Origin of the sequence: Streptomyces sp. SAI-135 (assembly GCF_029893805.1) — a bacterium.
Taxonomy (GTDB): Bacteria; Actinomycetota; Actinomycetes; order Streptomycetales; family Streptomycetaceae; genus Streptomyces.
Map to the genome: position 1 here is coordinate 6,586,019 of NZ_JARXYP010000002.1, position 25,662 is coordinate 6,611,680.

At 71.6% G+C, this 25,662-nt stretch carries 19 protein-coding genes and 1 pseudogene; 17 read left to right on the plus strand and 3 right to left on the minus strand.

The window, feature by feature from the left end; translation table 11 throughout:
• The first annotated feature begins 8 nt into the window (after positions 1-8).
• The 8 genes from M2163_RS34440 to M2163_RS34475 all read left to right on the plus strand — a co-directional run bounded on the left by M2163_RS34440 (position 9) and on the right by M2163_RS34475 (position 11,462).
• Positions 9-1,940 carry an acyl-CoA dehydrogenase family protein gene (locus tag M2163_RS34440; protein WP_280849024.1) on the plus strand — a complete coding sequence of 644 codons (1,932 nt, stop codon included), beginning with the start codon at positions 9-11 and terminating at the stop codon, positions 1,938-1,940.
• Positions 1,941-2,015: 75 nt separating this feature from the next.
• The gene (gene dxr / locus M2163_RS34445; protein WP_280849023.1) at positions 2,016-3,272 is read left to right on the plus strand and encodes a 1-deoxy-D-xylulose-5-phosphate reductoisomerase; all 1,257 of its coding nucleotides are present in this window, start codon (positions 2,016-2,018) and stop codon (positions 3,270-3,272) included.
• Between the two features lie 8 nt (positions 3,273-3,280).
• A complete protein-coding gene (locus tag M2163_RS34450; RefSeq protein WP_280897359.1) occupies positions 3,281-4,573 on the plus strand; it encodes a site-2 protease family protein in 1,293 nt (430 codons plus the stop codon).
• A 181-nt stretch (positions 4,574-4,754) separates the two neighbouring features.
• Positions 4,755-6,587, plus strand: coding sequence for a recombinase family protein (locus M2163_RS34455; RefSeq protein ID WP_280895906.1), 1,833 nt, complete (start codon positions 4,755-4,757; stop codon positions 6,585-6,587).
• A gap of 293 nt (positions 6,588-6,880) precedes the next feature.
• On the plus strand, positions 6,881-8,038 hold the full coding sequence (gene ispG, locus M2163_RS34460) for a flavodoxin-dependent (E)-4-hydroxy-3-methylbut-2-enyl-diphosphate synthase (RefSeq protein WP_280849021.1): 1,158 nt from the start codon (positions 6,881-6,883) through the stop codon (positions 8,036-8,038).
• Positions 8,039-8,270: 232 nt separating this feature from the next.
• The gene (locus tag M2163_RS34465) at positions 8,271-9,119 is read left to right on the plus strand and encodes a GNAT family N-acetyltransferase (RefSeq protein ID WP_280849020.1); all 849 of its coding nucleotides are present in this window, start codon (positions 8,271-8,273) and stop codon (positions 9,117-9,119) included.
• A gap of 32 nt (positions 9,120-9,151) precedes the next feature.
• Positions 9,152-9,682, plus strand: a complete 531-nt coding sequence (locus M2163_RS34470) for a GNAT family N-acetyltransferase (RefSeq protein WP_280895907.1) — start codon at positions 9,152-9,154, stop codon at positions 9,680-9,682.
• A gap of 76 nt (positions 9,683-9,758) precedes the next feature.
• Complete coding sequence (locus M2163_RS34475) at positions 9,759-11,462, plus strand: proline--tRNA ligase (protein WP_280895908.1); 1,704 nt, start codon at positions 9,759-9,761, stop codon at positions 11,460-11,462.
• Positions 11,463-11,505: 43 nt separating this feature from the next.
• Here M2163_RS34475 and M2163_RS34480 read toward each other — a convergent pair whose 3' ends face one another.
• From M2163_RS34480 to M2163_RS34490, 3 genes are read right to left on the minus strand one after another with little or no spacing between them, the layout of a single operon-like run.
• Positions 11,506-12,405 (minus strand): aminoglycoside phosphotransferase family protein, encoded by a 900-nt coding sequence (locus M2163_RS34480; protein WP_280849017.1) that lies wholly within the window; start codon positions 12,403-12,405, stop codon positions 11,506-11,508.
• A 28-nt stretch (positions 12,406-12,433) separates the two neighbouring features.
• Positions 12,434-12,913 (minus strand): ferritin-like domain-containing protein, encoded by a 480-nt coding sequence (locus M2163_RS34485; protein WP_280895909.1) that lies wholly within the window; start codon positions 12,911-12,913, stop codon positions 12,434-12,436.
• Positions 12,910-13,449: a hypothetical protein gene (locus M2163_RS34490; RefSeq protein WP_280895910.1), complete on the minus strand. Its 540-nt coding sequence runs from the start codon at positions 13,447-13,449 to the stop codon at positions 12,910-12,912. Before M2163_RS34490 ends, M2163_RS34485 begins: the two co-directional genes overlap by 4 nt.
• Before the next feature lie 175 nt (positions 13,450-13,624).
• On the opposite strand from M2163_RS34490, the gene rimP reads away from it, so the two are divergent.
• The 9 genes and pseudogenes from rimP (at position 13,625) to M2163_RS34535 (ending at position 25,606) form a co-directional block, all read left to right on the plus strand.
• Positions 13,625-14,122, plus strand: a complete 498-nt coding sequence (gene rimP / locus M2163_RS34495; RefSeq protein WP_280849013.1) for a ribosome maturation factor RimP — start codon at positions 13,625-13,627, stop codon at positions 14,120-14,122.
• 2 nt (positions 14,123-14,124) lie between these two features.
• Positions 14,125-15,111, plus strand: a complete 987-nt coding sequence (gene nusA, locus M2163_RS34500; RefSeq protein ID WP_125193731.1) for a transcription termination factor NusA — start codon at positions 14,125-14,127, stop codon at positions 15,109-15,111.
• 116 nt (positions 15,112-15,227) lie between these two features.
• Positions 15,228-15,509, plus strand: a complete 282-nt coding sequence (locus M2163_RS34505) for a YlxR family protein (protein WP_280895911.1) — start codon at positions 15,228-15,230, stop codon at positions 15,507-15,509.
• 163 nt (positions 15,510-15,672) lie between these two features.
• The gene (infB, locus tag M2163_RS34510; protein WP_280895912.1) at positions 15,673-18,804 is read left to right on the plus strand and encodes a translation initiation factor IF-2; all 3,132 of its coding nucleotides are present in this window, start codon (positions 15,673-15,675) and stop codon (positions 18,802-18,804) included.
• Between the two features lie 134 nt (positions 18,805-18,938).
• On the plus strand, positions 18,939-19,232 hold the full coding sequence (locus M2163_RS34515; protein WP_280849010.1) for a DUF503 domain-containing protein: 294 nt from the start codon (positions 18,939-18,941) through the stop codon (positions 19,230-19,232).
• A 32-nt stretch (positions 19,233-19,264) separates the two neighbouring features.
• Entirely contained in the window at positions 19,265-19,717 is a 453-nt protein-coding gene (rbfA, locus tag M2163_RS34520) for a 30S ribosome-binding factor RbfA (protein WP_280849009.1), read from the plus strand.
• A complete protein-coding gene (truB, locus tag M2163_RS34525) occupies positions 19,714-20,619 on the plus strand; it encodes a tRNA pseudouridine(55) synthase TruB (protein WP_280849008.1) in 906 nt (301 codons plus the stop codon). Before rbfA ends, truB begins: the two co-directional genes overlap by 4 nt.
• 547 nt (positions 20,620-21,166) lie before the next feature.
• Positions 21,167-24,509 (plus strand): annotated as a pseudogene (locus M2163_RS34530) (S1C family serine protease).
• Between the two features lie 146 nt (positions 24,510-24,655).
• On the plus strand, positions 24,656-25,606 hold the full coding sequence (locus M2163_RS34535; protein ID WP_280849006.1) for a bifunctional riboflavin kinase/FAD synthetase: 951 nt from the start codon (positions 24,656-24,658) through the stop codon (positions 25,604-25,606).
• The last annotated feature ends 56 nt before the right edge of the window (positions 25,607-25,662 follow it).

The following is a 25,662-nucleotide window of genomic DNA, read 5'->3' on the forward strand; positions in this document are numbered from 1 at the left end:
TGAGCCTGATGTCCGCACCGTCCACCAAGCCCGTCGTCACCGAGCGCGAGGCCCGCGAGGTGGCGGAGGCCGCCCGTGAGCAGGACTGGCGCAAGCCCAGCTTCGCCAAGGAACTGTTCCTCGGCCGGTTCCGGCTCGACCTCATCCACCCCCACCCGATGCCCCCCGAGGAGGACGCCCGGCGCGGCGAGGAGTTCCTGGCCAGGCTCCGCGACTTCTGCGAGACCAAGGTCGACGGCGCCCTCATCGAACGCGAGGCCCGCATCCCCGACGACGTCGTGGCCGGCCTCAAGGAACTCGGCGCCTTCGGCATGAAGATCGACACCAAGTACGGCGGCCTCGGCCTCACCCAGGTGTACTACAACAAGGCACTCGCCCTCGTCGGCTCCGCGAGCCCCGCGATCGGCGTGCTGCTCTCCGCCCATCAGTCGATCGGCGTACCGCAGCCGCTCAAGTTGTTCGGCACCCAGGAGCAGAAGGAGAAGTTCCTGCCCCGGTGCGCCCGCACCGACATCAGCGCCTTCCTCCTCACCGAACCCGACGTCGGCTCCGACCCGGCACGCCTCGCCACCACGGCCGTGCCCGACGGGGACGACTACGTCCTCGACGGAGTGAAACTCTGGACCACCAACGGCGTGGTCGCCGACCTCCTCGTCGTCATGGCCCGCGTCCCGAAGACCGAAGGTCACAAGGGCGGCATCACCGCCTTCGTCGTCGAGACGGACTCGCCCGGCATCACCGTCGAGAACCGCAACGCCTTCATGGGCCTGCGCGGCATCGAGAACGGCGTCACCCGCTTCCACCAGGTCCGGGTCCCCGCCGCGAACCTCATCGGCAAGGAGGGCCAGGGCCTGAAGATCGCCCTCACCACCCTCAACACCGGCCGCCTCTCGCTCCCCGCCTCCTGCGTCGCCGCCGGCAAGTGGTGCCTGAAGATCGCCCGCGAATGGTCCGCGGCCCGGGAGCAGTGGGGCAAGCCCATCGCCCACCACGAGGCCGTCGGCTCCAAGATCTCCTTCATCGCGGCCACCACCTTCGCCCTGGAGGCCGTCCTGGACCTGTCCTCCCAGATGGCCGACGAGAACCGCAACGACATCCGCATCGAGGGCGCCCTCGCCAAGCTCTACGCCTCCGAGATGGCCTGGCTCGTCGCCGACGAACTCGTGCAGATCCGCGGCGGCCGCGGCTTCGAGACCGCCGACTCCCTCAGGGCCCGCGGCGAGAAGGCCGTCCCCGCCGAACAGGTCCTGCGCGACCTGCGCATCAACCGCATCTTCGAGGGCTCGACGGAGATCATGCACCTGCTGATCGCCCGCGAGGCCGTCGACGCCCACCTGTCCGTCGCCGGCGACCTCATCGACCCGGAGAAATCCCTCGGCGACAAGGCGAAGGCGGGCGCGAACGCGGGCGTCTTCTACGCCAAGTGGCTCCCCAAGCTCGTCGCGGGACCGGGCCAACTGCCCAACTCCTACAGCGAGTTCAAGCGCGAGGTCGACCTCTCGCCGCACCTGCGCTACGTCGAGCGCACGGCCCGCAAACTCGCCCGCTCCACCTTCTACGCCATGTCCCGCTGGCAGGGCCGCATGGAGAGCAAACAGGGCTTCCTCGGCCGGATCGTCGACATCGGCGCCGAGCTCTTCGCGATGAGCGCGGCCTGCGTACGCGCCGAACTCCTGTACACCACCGAGGCCCACGGCCGCGAGGCCTACCAGCTCGCCGACGCCTTCTGCCACCAGTCCCGACTGCGCGTCGAGGAACTCTTCGGCCGCCTGTGGAACAACACCGACGACCAGGACCGCAAGGTCGTCAAGGGCGTCCTGTCCGGCACCTACGCCTGGCTGGAGGACGGCATCGTCGATCCCTCGGGCGAGGGCGCCTGGATCGCGGACGCGACCCCCGGCCCCTCCGAGAAGGAGAACGTCCACCGCCCCGTCCGCTGACCCCGCACGACAGCGCGCCCCCCGGGAGGGGGACGCGCTGTCCTCCTACGCCGCCCTTACGGCCACAATGGAGGGATGAGCGACAGTCCAGCCCCTCTCGCCGACCCGCACCTGGTCTACGACCCCGTAGCGGGCGACGGCCCCAAGGACGTGGTGATCCTCGGTTCCACCGGCTCGATCGGCACCCAGGCCATCGACCTCGTGCTGCGCAACCCCGACCGGTTCCGGGTGACCGCGCTCTCCGCCAACGGCGGGCGCGTGGCGCTCCTCGCCGAGCAGGCGCACCGGCTGAAGGTGCGGACCGTCGCGGTCGCCCGCGAGGACGTCGTACCGCAGCTGCGCGAGGCGCTCACCGGTCTGTACGGCGCGGGCGAGCCGCTCCCCGAGATCCTCGCCGGACCGGACGCGGCCACACAGGCCGCCGCCTCCGACGCGCACACCGTCCTCAACGGCATCACCGGCTCCATCGGACTCGCCCCCACCCTCGCCGCCCTGGAGGCGGGCCGCACCCTCGCGCTCGCCAACAAGGAGTCGCTCATCGTGGGCGGCCCGCTGGTGAAGGCCCTCGCCAAGCCCGGCCAGATCATCCCGGTCGACTCCGAGCACGCGGCCCTCTTCCAGTCCCTGGCCTCCGGGACGCGCGCGGATGTGCGCAAGCTGGTCGTCACGGCGTCCGGAGGCCCCTTCCGCGGCCGTACCAAGGAAGAACTCGCGCACGTCACCGTCGAGGACGCCCTCGCCCACCCCACCTGGGCCATGGGCCCGGTCATCACGATCAACTCCGCGACCCTCGTCAACAAGGGCCTGGAGGTGATCGAGGCACACCTCCTCTACGACATTCCCTTCGACCGCATTGAGGTGGTCGTGCATCCCCAGTCGTATGTCCACTCGATGGTTGAGTTCACGGACGGATCCACGATCGCCCAGGCGACGCCCCCCGACATGCGCGGGCCGATCGCCATCGGTCTCGGCTGGCCCGAGCGCGTCCCCGACGCGGCGCCCGCCTTCGACTGGAGCAAGGCGTCGACGTGGGAGTTCTTCCCCCTCGACAACGACGCCTTCCCCTCGGTGAACCTCGCACGACACGTGGGAGAGCTCGCGGGCACGGCCCCGGCGGTGTTCAATGCCGCCAACGAGGAGTGCGTCGAGGCCTTCCGGGCCGGCGCACTGCCGTTCAACGGGATCATGGAGACCGTGACCCGGGTGGTGGACGAGCACGGCACCCCGCGCGGGGGAACCTCGCTCACCGTCGCGGACGTCCTCGAAGCGGAGACCTGGGCGCGGGCCCGGGCCCGGGAACTGACGGCACAGACGGCGGAGGCCCGTGCATGACGACCCTGATGTTCTTCCTCGGCATAGGGCTCTTCGCCTTCGGCCTCCTGGTGTCGATCGCGTGGCACGAGCTGGGGCACCTGTCCTTCGCCAAGCTCTTCGGCATCCGCGTACCGCAGTACATGGTCGGCTTCGGCCCGACCGTCTGGTCGCGGAAGAAGGGCGAGACGGAGTACGGCATCAAGGCCGTCCCCTTCGGCGGCTACATCCGTATGATCGGCATGTTCCCGCCCGGCGACGACGGCCGGATAAGCGCACGCTCCACCTCGCCCTGGCGCGGCATGATCGAGGACGCCCGCTCGGCCGCCTTCGAGGAGCTCCAGCCCGGCGACGAGAAGCGCCTCTTCTACACCCGCAAGCCCTGGAAGCGCGTCATCGTGATGTTCGCGGGCCCCTTCGCGAACCTCATCCTCGCGGTCGCCCTGTTCCTCACGGTCCTCATGGGCTTCGGCATCTCCCAGCAGACCAACACGGTCAGCTCGGTCTCCAAGTGCGTGATCGCGCAGAGCCAGAACCGCGAGACCTGCAAGGCATCCGATCCCGCATCACCGGCCGCGGCCGCCGGCCTCAAGGCGGGCGACAAGATCGTCGCCTTCGACGGCGTGCGCACGGACGACTGGAACAAGCTCTCCGACCTCATCCGCGCCAACCCCGACAAGACCGTCCCGATCGTCGTCGAGCGCGACGGCAAGGACCTCACCCTGACGGCGAAGATCGCCAGCAACCAGGTCGCCAAGAAGGACTCCAGCGGCCAGTACGTCCAGGGCGAGTACGTCACCGCCGGCTTCCTCGGCTTCAGCGCCGCCACCGGCATCGTCAAGCAGGACTTCGGCGACTCCGTGGTCTGGATGGGCGACCGCGTAGGCGAGGCCGTCGACTCCCTCGCCGCCCTCCCCGGCAAGATCCCGGCCCTGTGGAACGCGGCCTTCGGCGACGCCCCGCGTGAGCCGGACTCCCCGATGGGCGTGGTCGGCGCGGCACGGGTCGGCGGCGAGATCTTCACCCTGGACATCCCGCCCACCCAGCAACTCGCCATGGCGTTGATGCTGGTCGCGGGCTTCAACCTCTCCCTGTTCCTCTTCAACATGCTCCCGCTGCTCCCCCTGGACGGCGGCCACATCGCCGGAGCCCTGTGGGAGTCCCTGCGCCGCAACCTGGCCAGGATCCTCAAGCGCCCGGACCCGGGCCCGTTCGACGTGGCGAAGCTGATGCCGGTGGCTTATGTGGTGGCGGGGATCTTCATTTGCTTTACCGTCCTCGTTTTGATCGCGGATGTCGTTAATCCGGTCCGGATCAGCTGAGAATCGGTCATTTTCTGTCACGTGTGAGAGGTTGCGCCTTTCGCTCGTCTACCTCGGACGAGTGAAAGGCGAGGCTTGTCGATACGACGTATGCGCGGGCTTCGTACGTTTGTTGCTGTTCATGGGTGACCCCAGCGGTGCGCCAACACCCTGGGGTCTGGCCAGTCTGGAAGGGACTGACATGCAGCAAGGTACTGTGCCGTGCGCAGAAGACAAGAGCAGCGACTCCAAGCCGATCGCCGTCGCCGCGTACATGCGGGTATCAACAGCGGAACAGAGAGGCAAGTACGGGATTCCGGCTCAGGCCGACGCCATTGAGGTGTTCCTGGAGAAGCGGGCGACGTGGCGACTCGCAGGTTCCTGGGAAGACGCCGGCGAATCAGGCTCGACGGATTCCAGGCCTGGGCTCGATCAGCTGCTCAGGGAGATCTCCGCAGGTCGAGCCGACGTCGTTGTTGTGCATAGCCTTGACCGTCTGGGCCGGACCGAAGCCGCCATCTGGCGTTGCATCTGGCAGATCCAGGATGCCGGCGCAGAGGTCGAGTGCTGCAACGAGGTTCTGGGAGAACCGGGCCTCGACAGATGGCTCACGATCGACCGGCTCGCGCGAAGTGTGGAAACCGACTACCTGCGCATTGTCGCGCGAACACAGGCAGGTCGGCAGCTGAAGGCAGTCGATGGCGGTTGGCCAGGTGGTCCGGCTCCCTACGGATACAGGATCAGCGGGAAGGGCGTTTTTGGCTCGACTCTCGCAGTCGATCCAGCGGAGGCGGCTGTGGTCAGGCTTGTGGCCGATCTGGTGATCGAGGGCGGTCGCACTGTCACGGACATTGCCGGGGAATTGAACCGGCGAGGGATTCTCACCCGCAGCGGAAAGCGCTGGACGCCGACGAATCTCCATCGCCGGCTGAAGAGCGCGGCGTTTCTCGGAGCAGTCGTCTTTCGCCGCTCCGACAAGCAATGGGGTGGCCATTGCACCAGGCTCGATGGTTCCGGAAGGCCCCTGTACGGCGAGAGTGTGGTGATCCCGCTGCCTCCGATCCTCTCGGCTGACCGGACCCGTGCCCTTCAGCAAGAACTGGCCGAGCTGGCCCGACCGCGCAGGATTCCCCTGGGGGAGTATCCACTCACCGGGCGAATCCACGGGCCGTGCGGACGGCCCTATGTCGGGTGCTTCCGCAGCGACGACGCAGTGCGGACGTACCGCTGTTCGGGATGGCAGGCAACCGTGTCCTGCGGCTGTGTCTTTCTGCGGGCTGATCATGTCGAGCCACAGGTGGCACAGCACGTCAATGCTCTGCTTGCATCCATGCCACCCCATGCTCGGCCGATGCTTCCCGCCGCCTCCGAGACGCAGAGGCGACTGGACCTGCATGCCGAGCGAGTGAGGTTCCTGGAGCGGCTTGCGGCGCAGTGCGCGGAAGAACTGGAAGGATTGCGGTGCCAGGCCCAGAACAGTCGTGTCGTTGCAGCTGCGCTGCGGCAGCTTGATGCTGACCAGAGAGCGTTGGAGCGAGTCCTCGCCCACGCGCGGGACTGGCGGGCGGAGCTTGAGGCCCGAGTCCTCAGGGATGTCCGGCTCACGGATGTCCTCGGGGCAGCCGCACCGGACAGTCAGGCATTGCTGCCTTCGGAGCAGCGAAGCCTGATCGGGCAGCTCCAGGTGCGCGTCGACATCGTGGACGCCGAGTTCCGGTACCGCGAGGGGACGAAGTGCTCGGCCGCCCAGTGGCACGAGCGCACAGGGGTGCCTGTTCCTGCCGATCCCACAGACAGTTCGTGGGCCCGCGTCGACGGGCTGCTCCGCTCCAGGTACCGGCCACACCACTTCCGTTCGCCGCTCGATCTGCGGGCTGCGCTCACGGGGATGCTCCATCGTCTGCGCACGGGGATCCTGTGGCGTGATCTTCCAGAGCGCTTCGGCGCCGCTGGGAAGGTCCGGCTGCGGCAGCGAACCTGGCTGGCGGACGGCGTGTGGGCGGAGATCGTGGAGATCCTCAGCGAGGAGGGGTAAGGCACTCCTGTACTGAGCCACGCAACCGCTCCGGCACTGTCCATCTGCTCGGGTCGGATCGCTGGGACGCAGTCGGGTATTTCGCTGGGTGACCGCGCGGTTAACCCGGTGAGAATCTCCTAGCCATACGGCGTTCGAGGCGGCCCGGCGCATTGCGTGCCGGGCCGTTCTCCATTGGGTGGGTTTGACGGCCGCGATGTGCTCGTGGGCCGGTCGGTGCCGTAATCTCGAAGCCTGGAGCCCGCCGCTGACGGGACCTGGACCTTGATCCACGACTTGGGGTTGCACAGCAGATGACTGCGATTTCTCTCGGCATGCCGTCCGTTCCGACCAGGGTTGCCGAGCGCCGCAAGAGCCGGCAGATCCAGGTGGGCACCGTCGCGGTCGGCGGCGACGCCCCGGTCTCGGTCCAGTCGATGACGACGACCCGCACGTCCGACATCGGCGCCACCCTCCAGCAGATCGCCGAGCTCACCGCGTCCGGCTGCCAGATCGTGCGTGTGGCCTGTCCCACGCAGGACGACGCGGACGCGCTCGCGACCATCGCCCGCAAGTCGCAGATCCCGGTGATCGCGGACATCCACTTCCAGCCCAAGTACGTGTTCGCGGCCATCGAGGCCGGCTGTGCGGCCGTCCGCGTCAACCCGGGCAACATCAAGCAGTTCGACGACAAGGTCAAGGAGATCGCGAAGGCCGCGCGCGACCACGGCACGCCGATCCGCATCGGGGTCAACGCGGGCTCCCTGGACCGCCGTCTGCTCCAGAAGTACGGCAAGGCGACGCCCGAGGCGCTCGTCGAGTCGGCCCTGTGGGAGGCGTCCCTCTTCGAGGAGCACGACTTCCGGGACATCAAGATCTCGGTGAAGCACAACGACCCGGTCGTCATGATCGAGGCGTACAAGCAGCTGGCCGCGCAGTGCGACTACCCCCTGCACCTCGGTGTGACGGAGGCGGGCCCGGCGTTCCAGGGCACCATCAAGTCGGCCGTCGCCTTCGGCGCCCTCCTCTCCCAGGGCATCGGCGACACCATCCGGGTGTCGTTGAGCGCTCCGCCGGTCGAGGAGGTCAAGGTCGGCAACCAGATCCTGGAGTCCCTGAACCTCAAGCAGCGCGGCCTGGAGATCGTCTCCTGCCCGTCCTGCGGCCGTGCCCAGGTCGACGTCTACAAGCTGGCCGAGGAGGTCACGGCGGGCCTGACCGGTATGGACGTCCCGCTGCGCGTCGCCGTCATGGGCTGCGTGGTGAACGGCCCCGGTGAGGCCCGCGAGGCCGACCTCGGCGTCGCCTCCGGCAACGGCAAGGGCCAGATCTTCGTCAAGGGCGAGGTCATCAAGACCGTCCCCGAGTCCAAGATCGTGGAGACCCTCATCGAGGAGGCCATGAAGCTGGCCGAGCAGATGCAGGACGCGGGTGTGGAGTCGGGCGAGCCGTCGGTGTCGGTGGCGGGCTGACGGCCCCTTTCGGGGCCGGGGCTCCTCAACGCCGGTTCAGTCCACTCAGCCCGTCCGGCGTTTGAGGACGAGGCCGTTCAGGCCGATGGGGGTCTGGGGGCGCAGCCCCCAGGGACGGCACGGTGGGTCTACGGTCACCGGAAGGGAAACGGCACCCTGACGCGGCTCGGCACGGCTCAGCTTCCGCAGGTACAGTGCGGAGATCAGCAGACCCCAGTGTGAGGCCCCGCCCGTGTTGACCCAGACGACCTCCCGGGTCCTCGAACCGAGCGACCTGGACGCCGCGCTCGCCGTCCTGGACCGCGAGCCGGTCGCGAACGCCTTCGTGACGTCGAGGGTGCAGGTCGCCGGCCTCGACCCGTGGCGGCTCGGCGGCGAGATGTGGGGCTGGTACGAGGACGGCATGCTGACGTCCCTCTGCTACGCCGGCGCCAACCTCGTCCCGATCTGCGCGACCCCCCGAGCCGTCCGCGCCTTCGCCGACCGGGCGCGCAGGGCCGGCCGCCGCTGCTCCTCCATCGTCGGCCCCGCCGAACCCACCGCACAGCTGTGGCGGCTGCTCGAACCCAGCTGGGGCCCGGCCCGGGACGTCCGCGCCCACCAGCCCCTCATGGTCACCGACCGCATGCCCGCCGACATCGCCCCGGATCCGTACGTCCGCCGCGTCCGCAAGGACGAGATGGAGACGATCATGCCGGCCTGCGTGGCGATGTTCACCGAGGAGGTGGGCGTCTCCCCGCTGGCCGGTGACGGCGGCCTCCTCTACCAGGCGCGCGTCGCCGAACTGGTCGGCGCCGGCCGCTCCTTCGCCCGCCTCGACGAACACGGCAAGGTCGTCTTCAAGGCGGAGATCGGCGCCGCGACGGACCGGGCCTGCCAGATCCAGGGCGTGTGGGTGGCCCCCGAGTACCGGGGCAGGGGGGTGGCCGCGCCCGGCATGGCCGCGGTGCTGCGCTACGCCCTCGCGGACGTCGCCCCGGTGGTCAGCCTGTACGTCAACGACTTCAACACGGCGGCGAGAAGGACGTACACGAGGGTGGGCTTCCAGGAGGTGGGCGCGTTCATGAGCGTCCTGTTCTGAAGTCCGCGGCCGCCTGCCTGTACGCTCCCCGCATGGACCTCGTCATCGGCCCCCTGGACCTGTCCGCCCACGTGGACGAGGCCCTCGCGGTCCAGGCCGTCGCCTTCGGTCTCGGCGCCGACGAGGTGGCGGTCCGCCGCCAGATCGTCCTGCGCCACATGTCCTACCCGGGCGCCAGAGCACTCGGCGCCACGGTCGAGGGCGAGCTCGTGGGATTCGTCTACGGCATGCCCAACGACCGTACCCACTGGTGGTCCACCGTCGTGGAGCCCTACCTCCGCGCCCGGCACAACGACATCTGGCTCGACGACTCCTTCGTCATCACCGAGCTGCACGTCCACCCGCACCACCAGAACCGCGGCATCGGACGCACCCTGATCACCGCCATCACCGACAGCGCCACCGAGCCCCGCTCGATCCTCTCCGCGATCGACACCGACAGCCCGGCCCGCGGCCTCTACCACTCGCTCGGCTACCAGGACCTCGCCCGCCAGGTCCTCTTCCCGAGCGCCCCGAAGCCGTACGCCGTGATGGGCGCCCCGCTGCCGTTGCGGCGCCGCTGACACCGGATTTCCGCCCCCACCGCGCGCCCGGCTAACCTCCTAGCCATCACCCTTTCCCGGCAGGAGTACGAGAATCATGGCCAACGCACCGGTCCAGCGCATGTCCCAGTTGATGGCGAAGACGCTGCGCGACGACCCGGCGGACGCCGAGGTCCTCAGCCACAAGCTGCTCGTGCGCGCCGGGTACGTCCGCCGGACCGCCGCCGGCATCTGGTCCTGGCTGCCGCTGGGCAAGAAGGTGCTGGCCAACGTCGAGCGGATCGTCCGCGAGGAGATGGACGCGATCGGCGCCCAGGAGGTGCTGCTCCCCGCCCTGCTGCCGCGCGAGCCCTACGAGGCGACGGGCCGCTGGGACGAGTACGGCGCCGAGCTGTTCCGGCTCCAGGACCGCAAGGGCGGCGACTACCTCCTCGGCCCGACCCACGAGGAGATCTTCACCCTGCTGGTGAAGGACCAGGCGTCCTCCTACAAGGACCTGCCGGTCATCCTCTACCAGATCCAGCACAAGTACCGTGACGAGGCCCGCCCGCGGGCCGGCATCCTGCGCGGCCGCGAGTTCCTCATGAAGGACTCCTACTCCTTCGACACCGAGGACGAGGGACTGGCCCAGTCCTACGCCCTGCACCGCCAGGCCTACCAGAAGGTCTTCGAGCGCCTCGGCCTCGACTACCGCATCTGCGCCGCGACCGCCGGTGCGATGGGCGGCTCCAAGTCGGAGGAGTTCCTGGCCCCGGCCGAGGCCGGCGAGGACACCTTCGCCGACTGCCCGAACTGCGACTTCGCGGCCAACACCGAGGCGATCACCTACGAGTTGAAGCCGGTGGACGGCTCCGCCGTGCCCGCCCTCGAAGAGATCCCCACCCCGGACACCCCCACCATCGAGACCCTCGCCGCCCACCTCGGCGTCGAGGCCTCCGCCACCCTCAAGAATCTTCTCGTGAAGGTCGACGGCGAGATCGTGGCCGTCGGCGTCCCCGGCGACCGCGAGGTCGACCTGGACAAGGTCGAGGCGCACTTCGCGCCGGCCACCGTGGAGCTGGTGACGGCGGAGGACTTCACCGGCCGCCCCGACCTCGTCCGCGGCTACTTCGGTCCGCAGGGCCGGCAGGAGAAGCTCAAGTACATCGCCGACCCGCGGGTGGCGCCCGGCACGGCCTGGATCACCGGCGCCAACAAGGACGCCACGCACGCGAAGAACGTCGTCGCCGGCCGTGACTTCGAGGTCGACGAGTACGTCGACGTCGTGGTCGTCCAGGAGGGCGACCCGTGCCCGAAGTGCGGCACCGGCCTCAAGCTGGACCGCGCCATCGAGATCGGCCACATCTTCCAGCTCGGCCGCAAGTACGCCGACGCCCTCAAGCTCGACGTCCTCGGCCAGAACGGCAAGCCGGTCCGCGTGACCATGGGCTCCTACGGCATCGGCGTCTCCCGCGCGGTCGCCGCCCTCGCCGAGCAGACCGCCGACGACAAGGGCCTGTGCTGGCCCGCCGAGGTCGCCCCGGCCGACGTGCACGTCGTCGCCGCCGGCAAGGCCCTCCAGATCGAACTGGCCCTCGACGTCTCCGAGAAGCTGCGCGAGGCGGGCCTGAGGGTCCTCGTCGACGACCGCGCCGGTGTCTCCCCGGGCGTGAAGTTCACGGACTCCGAGCTCATCGGCGTACCGAAGATCCTGGTCGCGGGCCGCCGTTCCGCCGAGGGGGTCCTGGAGCTCAAGGACCGCCGCACCGGTGAGCGCGAGGAGCTGACGGTGGACGAGGCGATCGCCCGCCTGACCGCCTAGGGGAAAACCGGCACAGGGTGGGGCGGCGTGATCGGGCGCCGCCTCACAGCCACCCGGCGAACTCCAGCAGCAGCTCGGCGTCCCGGGGCCGCCCGACCCGCAGCGCCCGCACCCCGGACTCCACGGCCCGGAACAGCGTCCACCCGCGCAGCCGCTCCTGGTCCACCTCCAGCGACTCCGCGAGCCGCTTCACGCGCCGCCGGGTGGTCGCCGCCCCCGAGGGCGAGGCGATCAGGTCCTCCACGCGGTCCCGCACCAGCCGGGCGAGATCGAACGCGCACTCGCCGACCACGGGGTCGGGACCCACGGCCAGCCAGGGGGCCCGGGTGCCCGCCAGCACCTTGCTCTGCCGGAACGTGCCGTGCAGCAGCCGCTCCTCCGGCGGCGCGGCCAGCAACGACTCGCGCGCGTCCAGAGCCGCGCTCACCAGCCCCGCCACCTCCGCGGAGGCGCTCCGCATGGCCGCCGCCTGCCGTCCGGTCCGCTCGGCCACCGTCTCGAAGACATGGGCGTTGTCGTCGCCGGGAGGCTCCACCCACAGCCGCCGCAGGGTCCCGGCCGCCTCCAGCAACGCCTTCGCCTCCGGCAGCGACCGCACGGAGACATCGGGATGCAGCCGTTCGAGCAGCAGCGCCCCCTCCGTGACGAAGGGCTCCAGGAGCTGTACGGCCCCCCGCCCGTCCCAGTGCGCGAGAGCCGCCCGCTCGCTCTCCGGACGGGCCCGGGGCGGGGCCAGCTTGAGCACGGCCGGTGTCCCGTCGGGCCGCCGCACGAGCACGACGAGGCTGCTGCGGCCGCCGGGCACCTGGACCCGCTCCACGGTCAACTCGCGCAGCGCGACGGCCTGTCCGGCGGTCCCGGGCAACTCGTCCACCCAGTCGTCGGCGTCCGGTCCGCTCTCGCCGAGCGCCCGCACCAGCCGCTGCGGTGGTTCGAAAGCCATGCGCGAGTCGTTCCCTTCCAGTACCGCGTTACGCCGGGGGAGCCGCCGAGGAGACCGAGGTCGGGGACGGGGACGACCCCGTGTCCGCCCGCTCGGCGAGCCCAGGGAAGGCTACGCTCTCGCCGCGCCAGCGCACGGCCCGCACCGCGGCCTCCCGCAGCGCCTCGGCGGCCCTGCTCCGCCACCCGCCCCCGGTTGCCCGCACCACGTCGGAGTACACCCCGGCCACCCGGTCCTCCAGGCCGGCGGCGAGCCGTACCGCCGCGGCCGGGTCCGGCACCGGGAAGGGCAGCGCGTACGCCGCCGCGGCGGCCACCGGCGTCCCGCCCAGGCTGCGCACCGCACGCACGAGGGCGTCCCGGCGGGCCCGGTGGGCGTCATAGGCGGCCCTGGCCTCCGCGCGCCGGCCCTCGTCGATCCGGCCGCCGACGACGCCGTAGCCGTAGACGGCGGCGTGCTCGGCGGCCAGCGCCTTCTGGAGGGCCGCCAGCTCCTGCTTCTCGCTCATCGGGCACGCTCCGTCAGCAGATAGGCGTGCGCCGCGCCGGCCGCCGCCACCGAGGCCAGCAGCCGGGCCAGCTCGCCCGGCACCTCCAGCAGGGTCCTGGCCCGCCGGTCGGCGAGCTCGCGCTCGGCGGCGGCGAGCTGGGCGAGGGCGTCCGTCTCGGTCGCGGGCACGACGACCGACGGCGACGGTGATGGCGCGGGCGAGGCGCTGCCCGACGGACTCGCAGCGGAGCCCGCCGTGACCGACTCCCCGAACGCCTCCGCGTGCCGCACCGCCTCCGCGCGCAACGGCCCCACCCGCTCCGCGAGCGCCGGATGGGCGGCCAGGACGGCGTCGTAGCGCTCGACGATCCCCCGGCTGTCCCGGGCCGCGCCCACGCGGACCCGCTCGACGACGGACGGACTTCCGGCGGTTCCGTCCTCGACGCTTCCGGACCCGTCGGAGCACCCCACGAGGAGGGCGCCCCCGGCGACCGAGGCGAGCAGGGATCTTCTCCGCGGCCCCGGGGGGACGCGCGACGGAGGCGGGTACGGCACGGCAGACGTCCTCAGGAAGCTCGTACGAACACACGGGCGGGAGGTCGGGCCCGCCGGCGATCACGGTACCCGCGCATCCGCGGTCACCTGGAAGCAACACCCTCCGCGAGCGGATACCCTTTGACCAGACACGCGACCTACCCACAACAGCACACGCGGCCGAGGAGTCACCCGGATGAGCACCACCCAGAGCGAGAGGCTGCGAGAGCTCCTGGAACCGCTCGTCACCGCCCAGGGCCTGGATCTCGAAGAGATCGCAGTGGACTCCGTAGGACGAAAGCGGGTGCTGCGCGTGGTCGTCGACTCCGACACCGGGGCCGACCTGGACCAGATCGCCGATGTGAGCCGCGCGCTCTCGGCGAAGCTCGACGAGACCGACGCGATGGGCGCAGGGGAGTACACCCTCGAGGTCGGCACCCCGGGCGCAGAACGCCTCCTCAAGGAACACCGGCACTACGAGCGTGCCGTGGACCGCCTGGTGAAGTTCCAGCTCACCGAGGGCGGGGAACTGGTCGCCCGGATCCTGAAGGTCGACGACGAGGGCCTGGACCTGGAGGTGCCCGGTGTGAAGGGCCGCAAGGCCACCGCCCGCCGGCTCGCCTTCTCCGAGTTCGACAAGGCACGCGTGCAGGTCGAGTTCAGCCGCAAGGACAAGAACGAAGAGGAGGCGTAGCCGTGGACATCGACATGAGTGCCCTGCGGGGCTTGGTACGGGAGAAGGAGATCTCCTTCGACCTGTTGGTCGAGGCGATCGAGTCGGCCCTCCTCATCGCCTACCACCGCACCGAGGGAAGCCACCGCCACGCGCGCGTGAAGCTCGACCGGGACTCCGGACACGTGGTCGTGTGGGCGAAGGAGGACCCCGAGGAGCTCGAAGAGGGCCAGGAGCCCCGGGAGTTCGACGACACCCCGTCCGACTTCGGCCGTATCGCCGCCACCACCGCCAAGCAGGTCATCCTGCAGCGGCTGCGCGACGCCGAGGACGACGCGACGCTCGGCGAGTACGCGGGGCGCGAGGGCGACATCGTCATGGGCGTGGTCCAGCAGGGCCGCGACCCGAAGAACGTGCTGGTGGACATCGGCAAGCTGGAGGCCATCCTGCCGGTGCAGGAGCAGGTGCCCGGCGAGACCTATCCGCACGGCATGCGGCTGCGGTCGTACGTCGTACGCGTGGCGAGGGGTGTGCGCGGTCCGTCCGTCACCCTCTCCCGCACGCACCCCAATCTGGTGAAGAAGCTCTTCGCCCTGGAGGTGCCGGAGATCGCCGACGGTTCCGTCGAGATCGCCGCGATCGCCCGCGAGGCCGGTCACCGCACCAAGATCGCCGTACGGTCCACCCGTTCGGGCCTGAACGCCAAGGGCGCCTGCATCGGCCCCATGGGCGGCCGTGTGCGCAATGTCATGGGCGAGCTGAACGGTGAGAAGATCGACATCGTCGACTGGTCGGACGACCCGGCGGAGATGGTGGCCAACGCCCTCTCGCCGGCCCGCGTCTCCAAGGTCGAGGTCGTGGACATGGCCGCCCGCTCCGCGCGCGTGACCGTCCCCGACTACCAGCTCTCCCTCGCCATCGGCAAGGAAGGGCAGAACGCCCGGCTCGCGGCCCGGCTCACGGGATGGCGGATCGACATCCGTCCGGACACCGAGCAGGCCGCCGAGTAGCGCTGCGGAACAGCGCAGGGGAATAGATCCAAGCCGCAGGTGGCTTAGATCACGACAACAACCGTTCGATCGCTGCCCCCAAGGGGTGAGGTCGGTACGGGGAGGTAGACTTAAGAGTGTCTGGCCGGACGCCCGCCCGAGCATGCCCTGAACGCACCTGTGTGGGATGCAGGCAGCGAGCGGCCAAGACCGATCTGCTGCGCATCGTGGTGATCGAGGACGCATGCGTCCCTGATCCTCGCGGTACGCTGCCCGGCCGGGGTGCGTACATCCACCCCGCCCTGGTCTGTCTCGACCAGGCGGTACGCCGCCGGGCGTTCACGCGGGCGTTGCGCGCCCCGGGAACGCTCGACACAAAGGCGTTGCGCCAGTACGTCGAGCAGACAGACAGTTGCTGAGCAGGCAACACCGTAAGAAGCGTCGCGCGGAACCCCCGTGCGGCCCAGGTACCCCGCGAGTTGGAAGTAGGTCGAGATTGCGATGAGCACTCGATGAGCACGCGATGAGTACGCCCATGAAGTAGCGACGGTCCGGACGCAACCCGGACCTAAAAGGAGCGAAGTGGCTAAGGTCCGGGTATACGAACTCGCCAAGGAGTTCGGTGTGGAGAGCAAGGTCGTCATGGCCAAGCTCCAGGAACTCGGTGAATTCGTCCGTTCGGCGTCTTCGACCATCGAAGCGCCCGTCGTCCGCAAACTGACGGACGCCCTCCAGCAGGGCAACGGAGGCGGCAAGCCCGCCCCCGCACGCAAGGCTGCCCCGGCCAGGCCGGCAGCCCCCTCCCCGGCGCAGGCTGCCCGTCCGGCCGCCCCGCGCCCGCCGGCTCCCAAGCCGGCCGCCGCCGAGAGGCCCGCGGCTCCCGCCGCCCCGGCCGCTCCCGGCCCCCGTCCCACTCCGGGCCCGAAGCCCGCGCCGCGGCCCGCCCCGGCGTCCCCGGCTCCGACCACGCCCGAGTTCACGGCACCGCCGTCGGCTCCCGCCGCCCCGGCCCCGCAGGGCCAGGGACAGGGCTCCGGCCCGCGTCCGGGTGCTCCGCGTCCGGCCGGCCAGGCCCCGCGTCCGGGCGCTCCGCGTCCGGCCGGTGCTCCCGGTCAGGGTGGCGGCCAGGGCCGTGGTGACCGCGGCGACCGTCCCGGCGCTCCGCGTCCGGGCGGCCAGGGCGCACGTCCCGGTGCTCGTCCGGCCGGTCCCCGTCCGGGCAACAACCCGTTCACCTCTGGTGGCTCCACCGGCATGGCGCGCCCCCAGGCGCCCCGTCCGGGCGGTGCCCCGCGTCCCGGCGGTCCTGGTGGCCCCGGTGGCGCTCCCGGCGGCGCCCCGCGTCCGCAGGGTCAGGGCCAGGGCGGTCCCCGTCCCCAGGGCGCGGCGGGCGGTCCCCGTCCGCAGGCTCCGGGCGGCGCCCGTCCCACCCCGGGCGGCATGCCCCGTCCGCAGGGCGGTCCCCGTCCCGGCGGCGGCCCCGGCGGCCCGCGTCCCAACCCCGGCATGATGCCGCAGCGTCCGGCTGCCGGCCCGCGTCCCGGCGGCGGCCCCGGCGGCCGCGGTCCCGGTGGCGGCGGTCGTCCCGGTGGCGGCGGCGGTCGTCCGGGTGGCGGCGGCTTCGCCGGTCGTCCGGCCGGTCCCGGTGGCGGCGGCTTCGCCGGCCGTCCGGGTGGTCCCGGTGGCGGTGGCGGCGGCTTCGCCGGCCGTCCCGGTGGTCCCGGCGGTGGCGGCGGCGGTCGTCCCGGCTTCGGCGGTCGTCCCGGTGGTCCGGGCGGTCGTGGTGGCACGCAGGGCGCCTTCGGCCGTCCCGGCGGTCCCGCGCGTCGCGGTCGCAAGTCGAAGCGGCAGAGGCGCCAGGAGTACGAGGCCATGCAGGCCCCGTCGGTCGGCGGTGTGATGCTGCCTCGCGGCAACGGCGAGACCATTCGCCTGTCGCGCGGTGCCTCCCTCACCGACTTCGCGGAGAAGATCAACGCCAACCCGGCGTCGCTCGTCGCGGTCATGATGAACCTCGGCGAGATGGTCACGGCCACGCAGTCCGTCTCCGACGAGACGCTGCAGCTCCTCGCGGGCGAGATGAACTACGAGGTTCAGATCGTCAGCCCCGAGGAGGAGGACCGCGAGCTGCTCGAGTCCTTCGACATCGAGTTCGGTGAGGACGAGGGCGACGACGAGGACCTGGTCGTCCGTCCGCCGGTCGTGACCGTCATGGGTCACGTCGACCACGGTAAGACCCGACTCCTCGACGCCATCCGCAAGACGAACGTCATCGCGGGCGAGGCCGGCGGCATCACCCAGCACATCGGTGCCTACCAGGTCTCGACCCAGGTCAACGACGAGGACCGTGCGATCACCTTCATCGACACCCCGGGTCACGAGGCGTTCACCGCCATGCGTGCCCGTGGTGCCCGGTCGACGGACATCGCGATCCTGGTCGTCGCGGCCAACGACGGCGTCATGCCGCAGACGGTCGAGGCGCTCAACCACGCCAAGGCGGCCGAGGTCCCGATCGTCGTCGCGGTCAACAAGATCGACGTCGAGGGCGCCGACCCGACCAAGGTGCGCGGTCAGCTGACCGAGTACGGCCTGGTGGCCGAGGAGTACGGCGGCGACACCATGTTCGTCGACATCTCCGCCAAGCAGGGTCTGCACATCGACTCCCTGCTGGAAGCGGTCGTCCTGACCGCGGACGCCTCGCTCGACCTGCGGGCCAACCCGAACCAGGACGCGCAGGGCATCTCGATCGAGTCCCGTCTCGACCGCGGCCGCGGTGCCGTGGCGACGGTCCTCGTCCAGCGAGGCACCCTGCGGGTCGGCGACACGATGGTCGTGGGCGACGCCTACGGCCGTGTCCGCGCCATGCTCGACGACAACGGCAACAACGTCGCCGAGGCGGGTCCGTCCACGCCGGTCCAGGTGCTGGGTCTGACCAACGTCCCGGGCGCCGGCGACAACTTCCTGGTGGTCGACGAGGACCGTACGGCCCGTCAGATCGCCGAGAAGCGTGCCGCCCGCGAGCGCAACGCGGCCTTCGCCAAGCGCACGCGCCGCGTCTCCCTCGAGGACCTGGACAAGGTGCTCAAGGCCGGCGAGGTCCAGCAGCTCAACCTCATCATCAAGGGTGACGCTTCTGGTTCCGTCGAGGCGCTCGAGTCCTCCCTGCTCCAGCTGGACGTCGGCGAAGAGGTCGACATCCGCGTCCTGCACCGCGGTGTCGGTGCGGTCACGGAGTCGGACATCGACCTGGCGATGGGCTCGGACGCCATCGTGATCGGCTTCAACGTGCGCGCCGCAGGGCGTGCGCAGCAGATGGCCGAGCGCGAGGGCGTGGACGTCCGGTACTACTCGGTCATCTACCAGGCGATCGAGGAGATCGAGGCGGCCCTCAAGGGCATGCTCAAGCCGGAGTACGAAGAGGTCGAGCTCGGCACGGCGGAGATCCGCGAGGTCTTCAAGTCGTCCAAGCTGGGCAACATCGCGGGTGTTCTCATCCGCTCCGGCGAGGTCAAGCGCAACACCAAGGCGCGCCTCATCCGCGACGGCAAGGTGGTCGCGGAGAACCTCAACATCGAGGGTCTGCGTCGCTTCAAGGACGACGTCACCGAGATCCGCGAAGGCTTCGAGGGCGGTATCAACCTCGGAAACTTCAACGACATCAAGGTCGACGACGTCATCGCGACGTACGAGATGCGCGAGAAGCCGCGCGGCTGACCTGCACAGCACGCGATCGGGGCCGGTCGGCGGACGTAATATCCGTCGATCGGCCCCGGCCGTTGCGTGTACGGTTCCCGTATCGGCGTCGACGCGGCGCCCGTACCCCGAACCGGCGGGACATCCGGACACACATGTATGTGGGGACTCTGTCCTTCGACCTCCTCCTCGGTGACGTGCACTCGCTGAAGGAGAAACGCTCTCTCGTCCGTCCGATCGTGGCCGAGCTCCAGCGCAAGTACGCGGTGAGCGTGGCGGAGACGGGCAACCAGAACCTCCATCGCCGGGCCGAGATCGGGCTGGCGATGGTGTCCGGGGACACGGGACACCTCACCGACGTACTGGACCGCTGCGAGCGGCTGGTCGCCGCGCGGCCCGAGGTGGAACTGCTCTCGGTTCGACGCAGGCTCCACAGCGACGAAGACTGAAGCAACAAGTAAGTACTTAAGGAGACGGACCAGTGGCCGACAACGCGCGCGCCAAGAGGCTGGCGGACCTCATCCGAGAGGTGGTGGCCCAGAAGCTGCTGCGCGGGATCAAGGACCCGCGGCTCGGCTCACACGTCACCATCACGGACACCCGGGTCACGGGCGACCTGCGGGAGGCGACCGTCTTCTACACGGTGTACGGGGGCGACGAGGAGCGGGCGGCCGCGGCCGCCGGGCTGGAGAGCGCCAAGGGCGTCCTCCGGTCCGCCGTGGGGGCGGCGGCGGGCGTGAAGTTCACGCCGACGCTGACCTTCGTCGCGGACGCGCTGCCCGACACCGCCAGGACCATCGACGACCTGCTCGACAAGGCCCGGCAGTCCGACGAGAAGGTGCGCGAGGTCTCGGCCGGCGCCAAGTACGCCGGCGAAGCCGACCCGTACCGCAAGCCGGGCGACGAGGACGAGACGGACGACGCCGCCGAATGACCGAGAAGAACCGGACGCCCGACGGCCTTGTCATCGTCGACAAGCCGTCGGGCTTCACTTCGCACGACGTGGTCGCCAAGATGCGCGGGATCGCGAGGACCCGCCGCGTCGGACACGCGGGCACCCTCGACCCGATGGCGACGGGGGTGCTGGTCCTGGGCGTCGAGAGGGCGACCAAACTGCTGGGGCACCTCGCGCTGACCGAGAAGGAGTACCTGGGCACGGTCCGGCTCGGCCAGACGACCCTGACCGACGACGCCGAGGGCGAGATCACGGGGTCGGTGGACGCCTCGAAGGTCACCCGTGACGCCGTCGACGCGGGGATCGCCAAGCTGACCGGCGACATCATGCAGGTGCCGTCCAAGGTCAGCGCCATCAAGATCGACGGGGTGCGCTCGTACAAGCGGGCCCGTGAGGGCGAGGAGTTCGAGATCCCCGCCCGGCCGGTCACCGTCTCGTCCTTCGCGGTCCACGACGTCCGGGACGCGGTCGCCGAGGACGGCACCCCGGTCCTGGACCTGGTGGTCTCCGTGGTCTGCTCGTCCGGCACCTACATCCGGGCCCTCGCCCGTGACCTGGGCGCCGACCTGGGCGTGGGCGGCCATCTGACGGCTCTGCGGCGCACCCGCGTGGGCCCGTACAAGCTGGACTCGGCCAGGACCCTCGACCAGCTCCAGCAGGAGCTGACGGTGATGCCGATCGCCGAGGCCGCCGCGGCCGCCTTCCGGCGCTGGGACGTCGACGGCCGCCGGGCCAAGCTGCTCCTCAACGGCGTACGGCTGGAGATGCCCGAGGAGTACGCGGGCGCCGGTACGGTGGCCGTCTTCGATCCCGAGGGCCGGTTCCTGGCGCTGGTCGAGGAACAGAAGGGCAAGGCGAAGAGCCTCGCCGTCTTCGGCTGAGGCCGGGCCGTGGGGGCCGAGGGCGTCTGCCCGTGGAGCGGCGATCACGGGGTTGTGCCGCCGCTCCACGGTCCCCCCTCGGTTCCCCCACCCCTAGGGTGTATCCGCCGCCCCCCTTCCATTCACCCGCCCGGGCAGGCGCTCGGAGTGAACCGGGGGAGTGGAAGGGGGCGCTTTCACCACGCGATCTGTCCCGCCGATCACCGCACGCCTACCGTCGAGCACAGGAACGTGCGTACGGCGGGGAGGTTCGGCCATGGCGGCAGGGGGTGACTCCGTCGACGGAGCCGTGCCGTCCGTCTCCGGCACGCAGGGCTCGGGGCGGGACGTCACAGGTGCGCGGGAGATGCCCGGGCCGCAGGGGCGCGGGGCAGGTCCGTGGGCCCGGTGGGGCGGCCGGGCGGCCACCGCGGAGGACGGGCAGCCGCTGACGGGGTGTGAGAGGCACCGGTGGGGTCGCCGTGGCGAGCGAGATCAGCCCGCGCGGGATCGCCGCGGCGAACCCGGGGAGCAGCTCTCGTCCGGGGCCGTGCGGGACCCGGAACTCGTGCGGATCCACGATCTGGCGGGACGACTGCGGGGGACCGGCTTCGTCGGGGACCACCACGGCACCCTCGTCACCAGTCACGAGACCGTCGACGGGCTGTCCCGGCTGGTCCTGCGCGCCGGTGACCGCAGCTGTGTGGTGAGCGCCGACGCGGTGACCCCGCTGCCCGAGCTGGACCTGGCGCTCGTGCGGACCGAGGGGCTCGGCGTGGACCCGCTGCCCGTCTCCGTGCGTGACACCGTCGGGCCCGGCGCCTATGTGCGGCTGCCCGCCGGCTGCTGGCGCGAGGCCCGCGTGCTCGGTGCCGCCTCCGTCACGTACGCGGCCACCGACCGCTTCCATCTCCTGGACGACGCCCTGGAGTTGGCGATCGGCACCGCGGGCCGGGACGCCCTGCGGCTGGGCGGAGGGGCCGCCGGGGGACCCGTGCTCGACGCCGACACCGGCGCGGTGGTCGCCGTCCTCGGCACCGCCCTGCACAGCGGCCACCGCGACAGCGGCTACGCGGTCCCGCTCGGTCCCGTCCGCACCGGCCCCCTCGCCGACCTGCTCGCGGAGAACGCCACGACCGTCCCGGCGTACGGCGCCGACCTCAACCTCGCCGGTGTGTTGGAACTGACGGCCACCTCAGTGGGCCAGGACGGCCCGCCGGGCACCCTCGCGGGCCGCGCGGACACGGCGGAGCCGGTCGAACGGGCCGCGATCACACGGGAGTTCACCTCGTTCACCGAGGGCCAGAGCCCCGTCCTCGGCCTCGTCGGACCACCCGGCAGCGGCCGCACGACACAGCTCGCGGCCCTCGCCGCCCGCCGTCACCGCGGCCCCGCCCCGGCACCCACGCTCTGGCTGCGCGGCGCCGACCTGGAGGACACCGACACCTCGGTGGCCGACGCGGCCCGCCGCGCGCTCACCAGGGCGGCCCGGATCGTGGCGGCCGCCGCGGACACCGCCCCCGCCGACCTGGGCGACACCACCCCCGAGCGGCTGGCCCGGCTCTCCCGCACGGCCGGCCGCCCCTTGTTCCTCCTCCTCGACGGCCCTGAGGAGATGCCCCCGGTCCTCGCCCACCGCCTTGCCGAGTGGACGAAGGGCACGGCGACATGGCTGGAGGAGACCGGAGCGCGGGCTGGTGGTCGCGTGCCGGGCGGAGTACTGGGAGGGGGCCGGGTTCCCGGAGGAGCTGCTGTACGGCGAGCCGCAGGGGCACGTCCCGCCCTGTGTACGGCTCGGCGACCTCTCCGACGACGAGGCCCGCCGGGCCCGGGCCCGCCACGCCCTCCCCGACGGCGCGCTCACCGCCTCCGACGCCCGCCACCCCCTCACCCTCCGCCTCCTCTCCGAGGTCCGTGCCGCCCTCCCGCACGCCCCCCACCCGCCCGTGGACCGCGACCAGGTCTTCGAGGCCCACCTCGACCTCATGTGCCTGCGCATCGCGGTACGCCTGGCCGGCCCGAGCGGTCTGCGCGGCACCGCCGTCCGCCGGCTCGCCGCGAAGGTCTCCGGCCAGGTCCACGAGGCCGCCCGCCGCAGCCTCGGCCCGGGCCAGGGCGCACTGGACCGGGAGTCGTTCGAGGCGGTGTTCCCCTGGGGCCGGGCCCCGAAGCGGCTCGGCGGCACCGGCTGGGCCTCCGCCGTCCTCGCCGAGGGCCTCCTGGTCCCCGCCGGCAGCGGCTACCGCTTCGCCCACGAGGAGCTCGCCGACTGGATCCAGGGCATGCACCTGGACCTGGACGAGGCCCTGCGCGTCCTGGTCCACCGCCGCCGCACCGGCCCCGCCCACCCCCTGCCCGTCCCGCACCACCGCATCGGTCCCGTCGTCCAGGCCCTGCTCCTGGTCGCCCGCCAGCACGGCACACCGCAACTGGCGTACCGGCTGGAGGAGTTGCTGCACGCCCTCGACGCCGACCCGCAGTCCTGGTGGGCGGCCCGCCTGTTCGCCGAGACTCTGCTGCGGGTGCCCGACGCGACGCCGTACACCGACGTCCTGAGGCAGCTCGCCGACCGCCTCGTGGCCCGGCGCCGCCAGGAGGAGCCGGTCCCGCCCGTGTTCGGGCCCGCCTTCTGGACCGCCCTGCGGCTCTCGCCGGGCACCCGCTTCGAGCTGCTGCGCCGTCTCCTCCTCGCCGACGGGCCGCCGCACGAACCCGGCCCCCGGTTCCTGGACGCCGTCGCGGAGCTGCTCGCCGCCGACCCCACCGCCGTACAGCCGCATCTCGCCCGCTGGTTCGACGACGAGCGGCCGTTGCCCGCGACTCCGCACGCGACCGTGGCGAAGGCCGCGCAGGCGCTGCTGCACACGCACCGGAGCCGGGCCCTGGACGACCTCGCGGAGGTGCTCGTCGGCTGTGCGCACCGGCGGGCCGACGAACTGCTCGCCGTGCTGGCCGAGGACGAGCCGTCGGCGGTGTGCCGGGCCGTGGACCGGTGGGCGCACGACGAGCGGCCCGCCAGAAGGGTGGCCGCGGTGGCCTACGGACTGCGTGCCGCCCCGCACGTGCGCACCGACGCCGACCGCGAACTCCTGCGCTACACGGCCCTCGCCCTGCTGGCCCGCCCCGAGGACTGCACCCTGCACGGCGGCGCGCTCGCCCTGCTGGTCCGCGATCCCCGCACGCGGGCCCGTCATCTCCCGCAGGCACTGGGGCACTTCGCCGCCGGTGACCCGCAGTTCCCGCCGAGCGCACTGGTCCCCGCGCTCGCCACCGACCCCGGTCCGGTCCTGGAAGCCTTCCGGGAGCGGCTGCGCAGGCCGGGCGCCGGGGACGCGCTGCGCACGCTCGCCGACGTCACCACGCCCGCGCTGGCCCGCCGGGTGGCCGGGCTCGTGCGGGAGGTGGTGGAGCGGCGCCCGGAGACCGCGGGCGATGTGGCCGCGTACGTCGACCGGCGTCTGGACCAGGGGCCCGCCGCCCGGGCCGTGCTGCTCCCGCTGGTCACCGGTCTGCTGGACGGCGGTCCGGAAGGGGTGCGCGCCGCGCTGGCGGCCGTACTCGCCGGGCCCGGCGCCCCCGCCTCCCGCCCGCTGCGCCAGGAACTCCTCGACCTCCTCATGGACCACGAGAGCGAGCCCGCGGTCCTGGTCGCCCTGCTGCCCGCGGTCGCCGCCCGCGCGGACGCCGACGTCCGCGACCTCGTCCACCGCATCGGCCTCCTCCTCGTCCGCACCCCGGACGGCGCCGACCGTTTCGACCGCGGTCTCGTCGACCTCGGCCGGCATGTCCCCGGGTTCGCCGGGCTGGTGGCCGGCTGGCTCGCCGAGTGCCCGCGGGAGTGGGCGGCGGTGGTCGGCCCCGGCACCCGGCGGATGATCGAGAACCTCGCGGGGGTCCGGGTCCCGGCCTGAGCCGGTGACGCGAAAGCCCCACGGGCGCGTGCGTCGGGTCACAGCCCCCATGCCGATGCGAGCGACGGGCACGCGGCATGGCACCCTTAGACCTGCGCAAGTCTTAAGAGTCAATACGGACACGGGTTCGACGAGGAGCGGTCACAGTGCAGCGCTGGCGTGGCTTGGAGGACATCCCCGAGGACTGGGGGCGCAGCGTCGTCACCATCGGTTCCTACGACGGGGTCCACCGCGGGCACCAGCTGATCATCCGGCATGCCGTGGACCGGGCGCGCGAGCTGGGCGTGCCGTCCGTGGTCGTCACCTTCGACCCGCACCCCAGCGAGGTCGTGCGCCCCGGCAGCCACCCGCCGCTGCTCGCCCCGCACCACCGCCGCGCCGAACTCATGGCCGAGCTGGGTGTGGACGCACTGCTGATCCTCCCGTTCACCACGGAGTTCTCGAAGCTCTCGCCCGCCGAGTTCGTCGTCAAGGTCCTCGTCGACAAGCTGCACGCCAAGGCGGTCGTCGAGGGCCCCAACTTCCGCTTCGGGCACAAGGCCGCGGGCAATGTCGACTTCCTCGTCGAGCAGGGCAAGACGTACGACTTCGAGGTCGAGGTCGTCGACCTGTACGTGACCGGCGCGGCGGGCGGCGGCGAGCCGTTCTCCTCCACCCTGACCCGGCGGCTGGTCGCCGAGGGCGACGTGGAGGGCGCAGGGGAGATCCTGGGCCGTCCGCACCGGGTCGAGGGCGTGGTCGTCCGCGGCGCCCAGCGCGGCCGTGAACTCGGCTTCCCCACCGCCAACGTCGAGACCCTCCCGCACACCGCCATCCCCGCCGACGGCGTCTACGCCGGCTGGCTGCACACACAGGGCGAGGCGATGCCGGCCGCGATCTCCGTCGGCACCAACCCGCAGTTCGACGGCACCGAGCGCACGGTGGAGGCGTACGCCATCGACCGCGTCGGGCTCGACCTGTACGGGCTGCACGTGGCGGTGGACTTCCTGGCCTATGTGCGCGGGCAGCAGAAGTTCGACTCGCTGGACGCGCTGCTGGAGGCGATGGCCGCCGATGTGCAGCGGTGCCGGGAGCTGATCGAGGAAGCGGACGTCTGAGCAAGGCATGGAAGAGGGGGCCGGCACCGTGAAGGTGCCGGCCCCCTCTTCGTGGG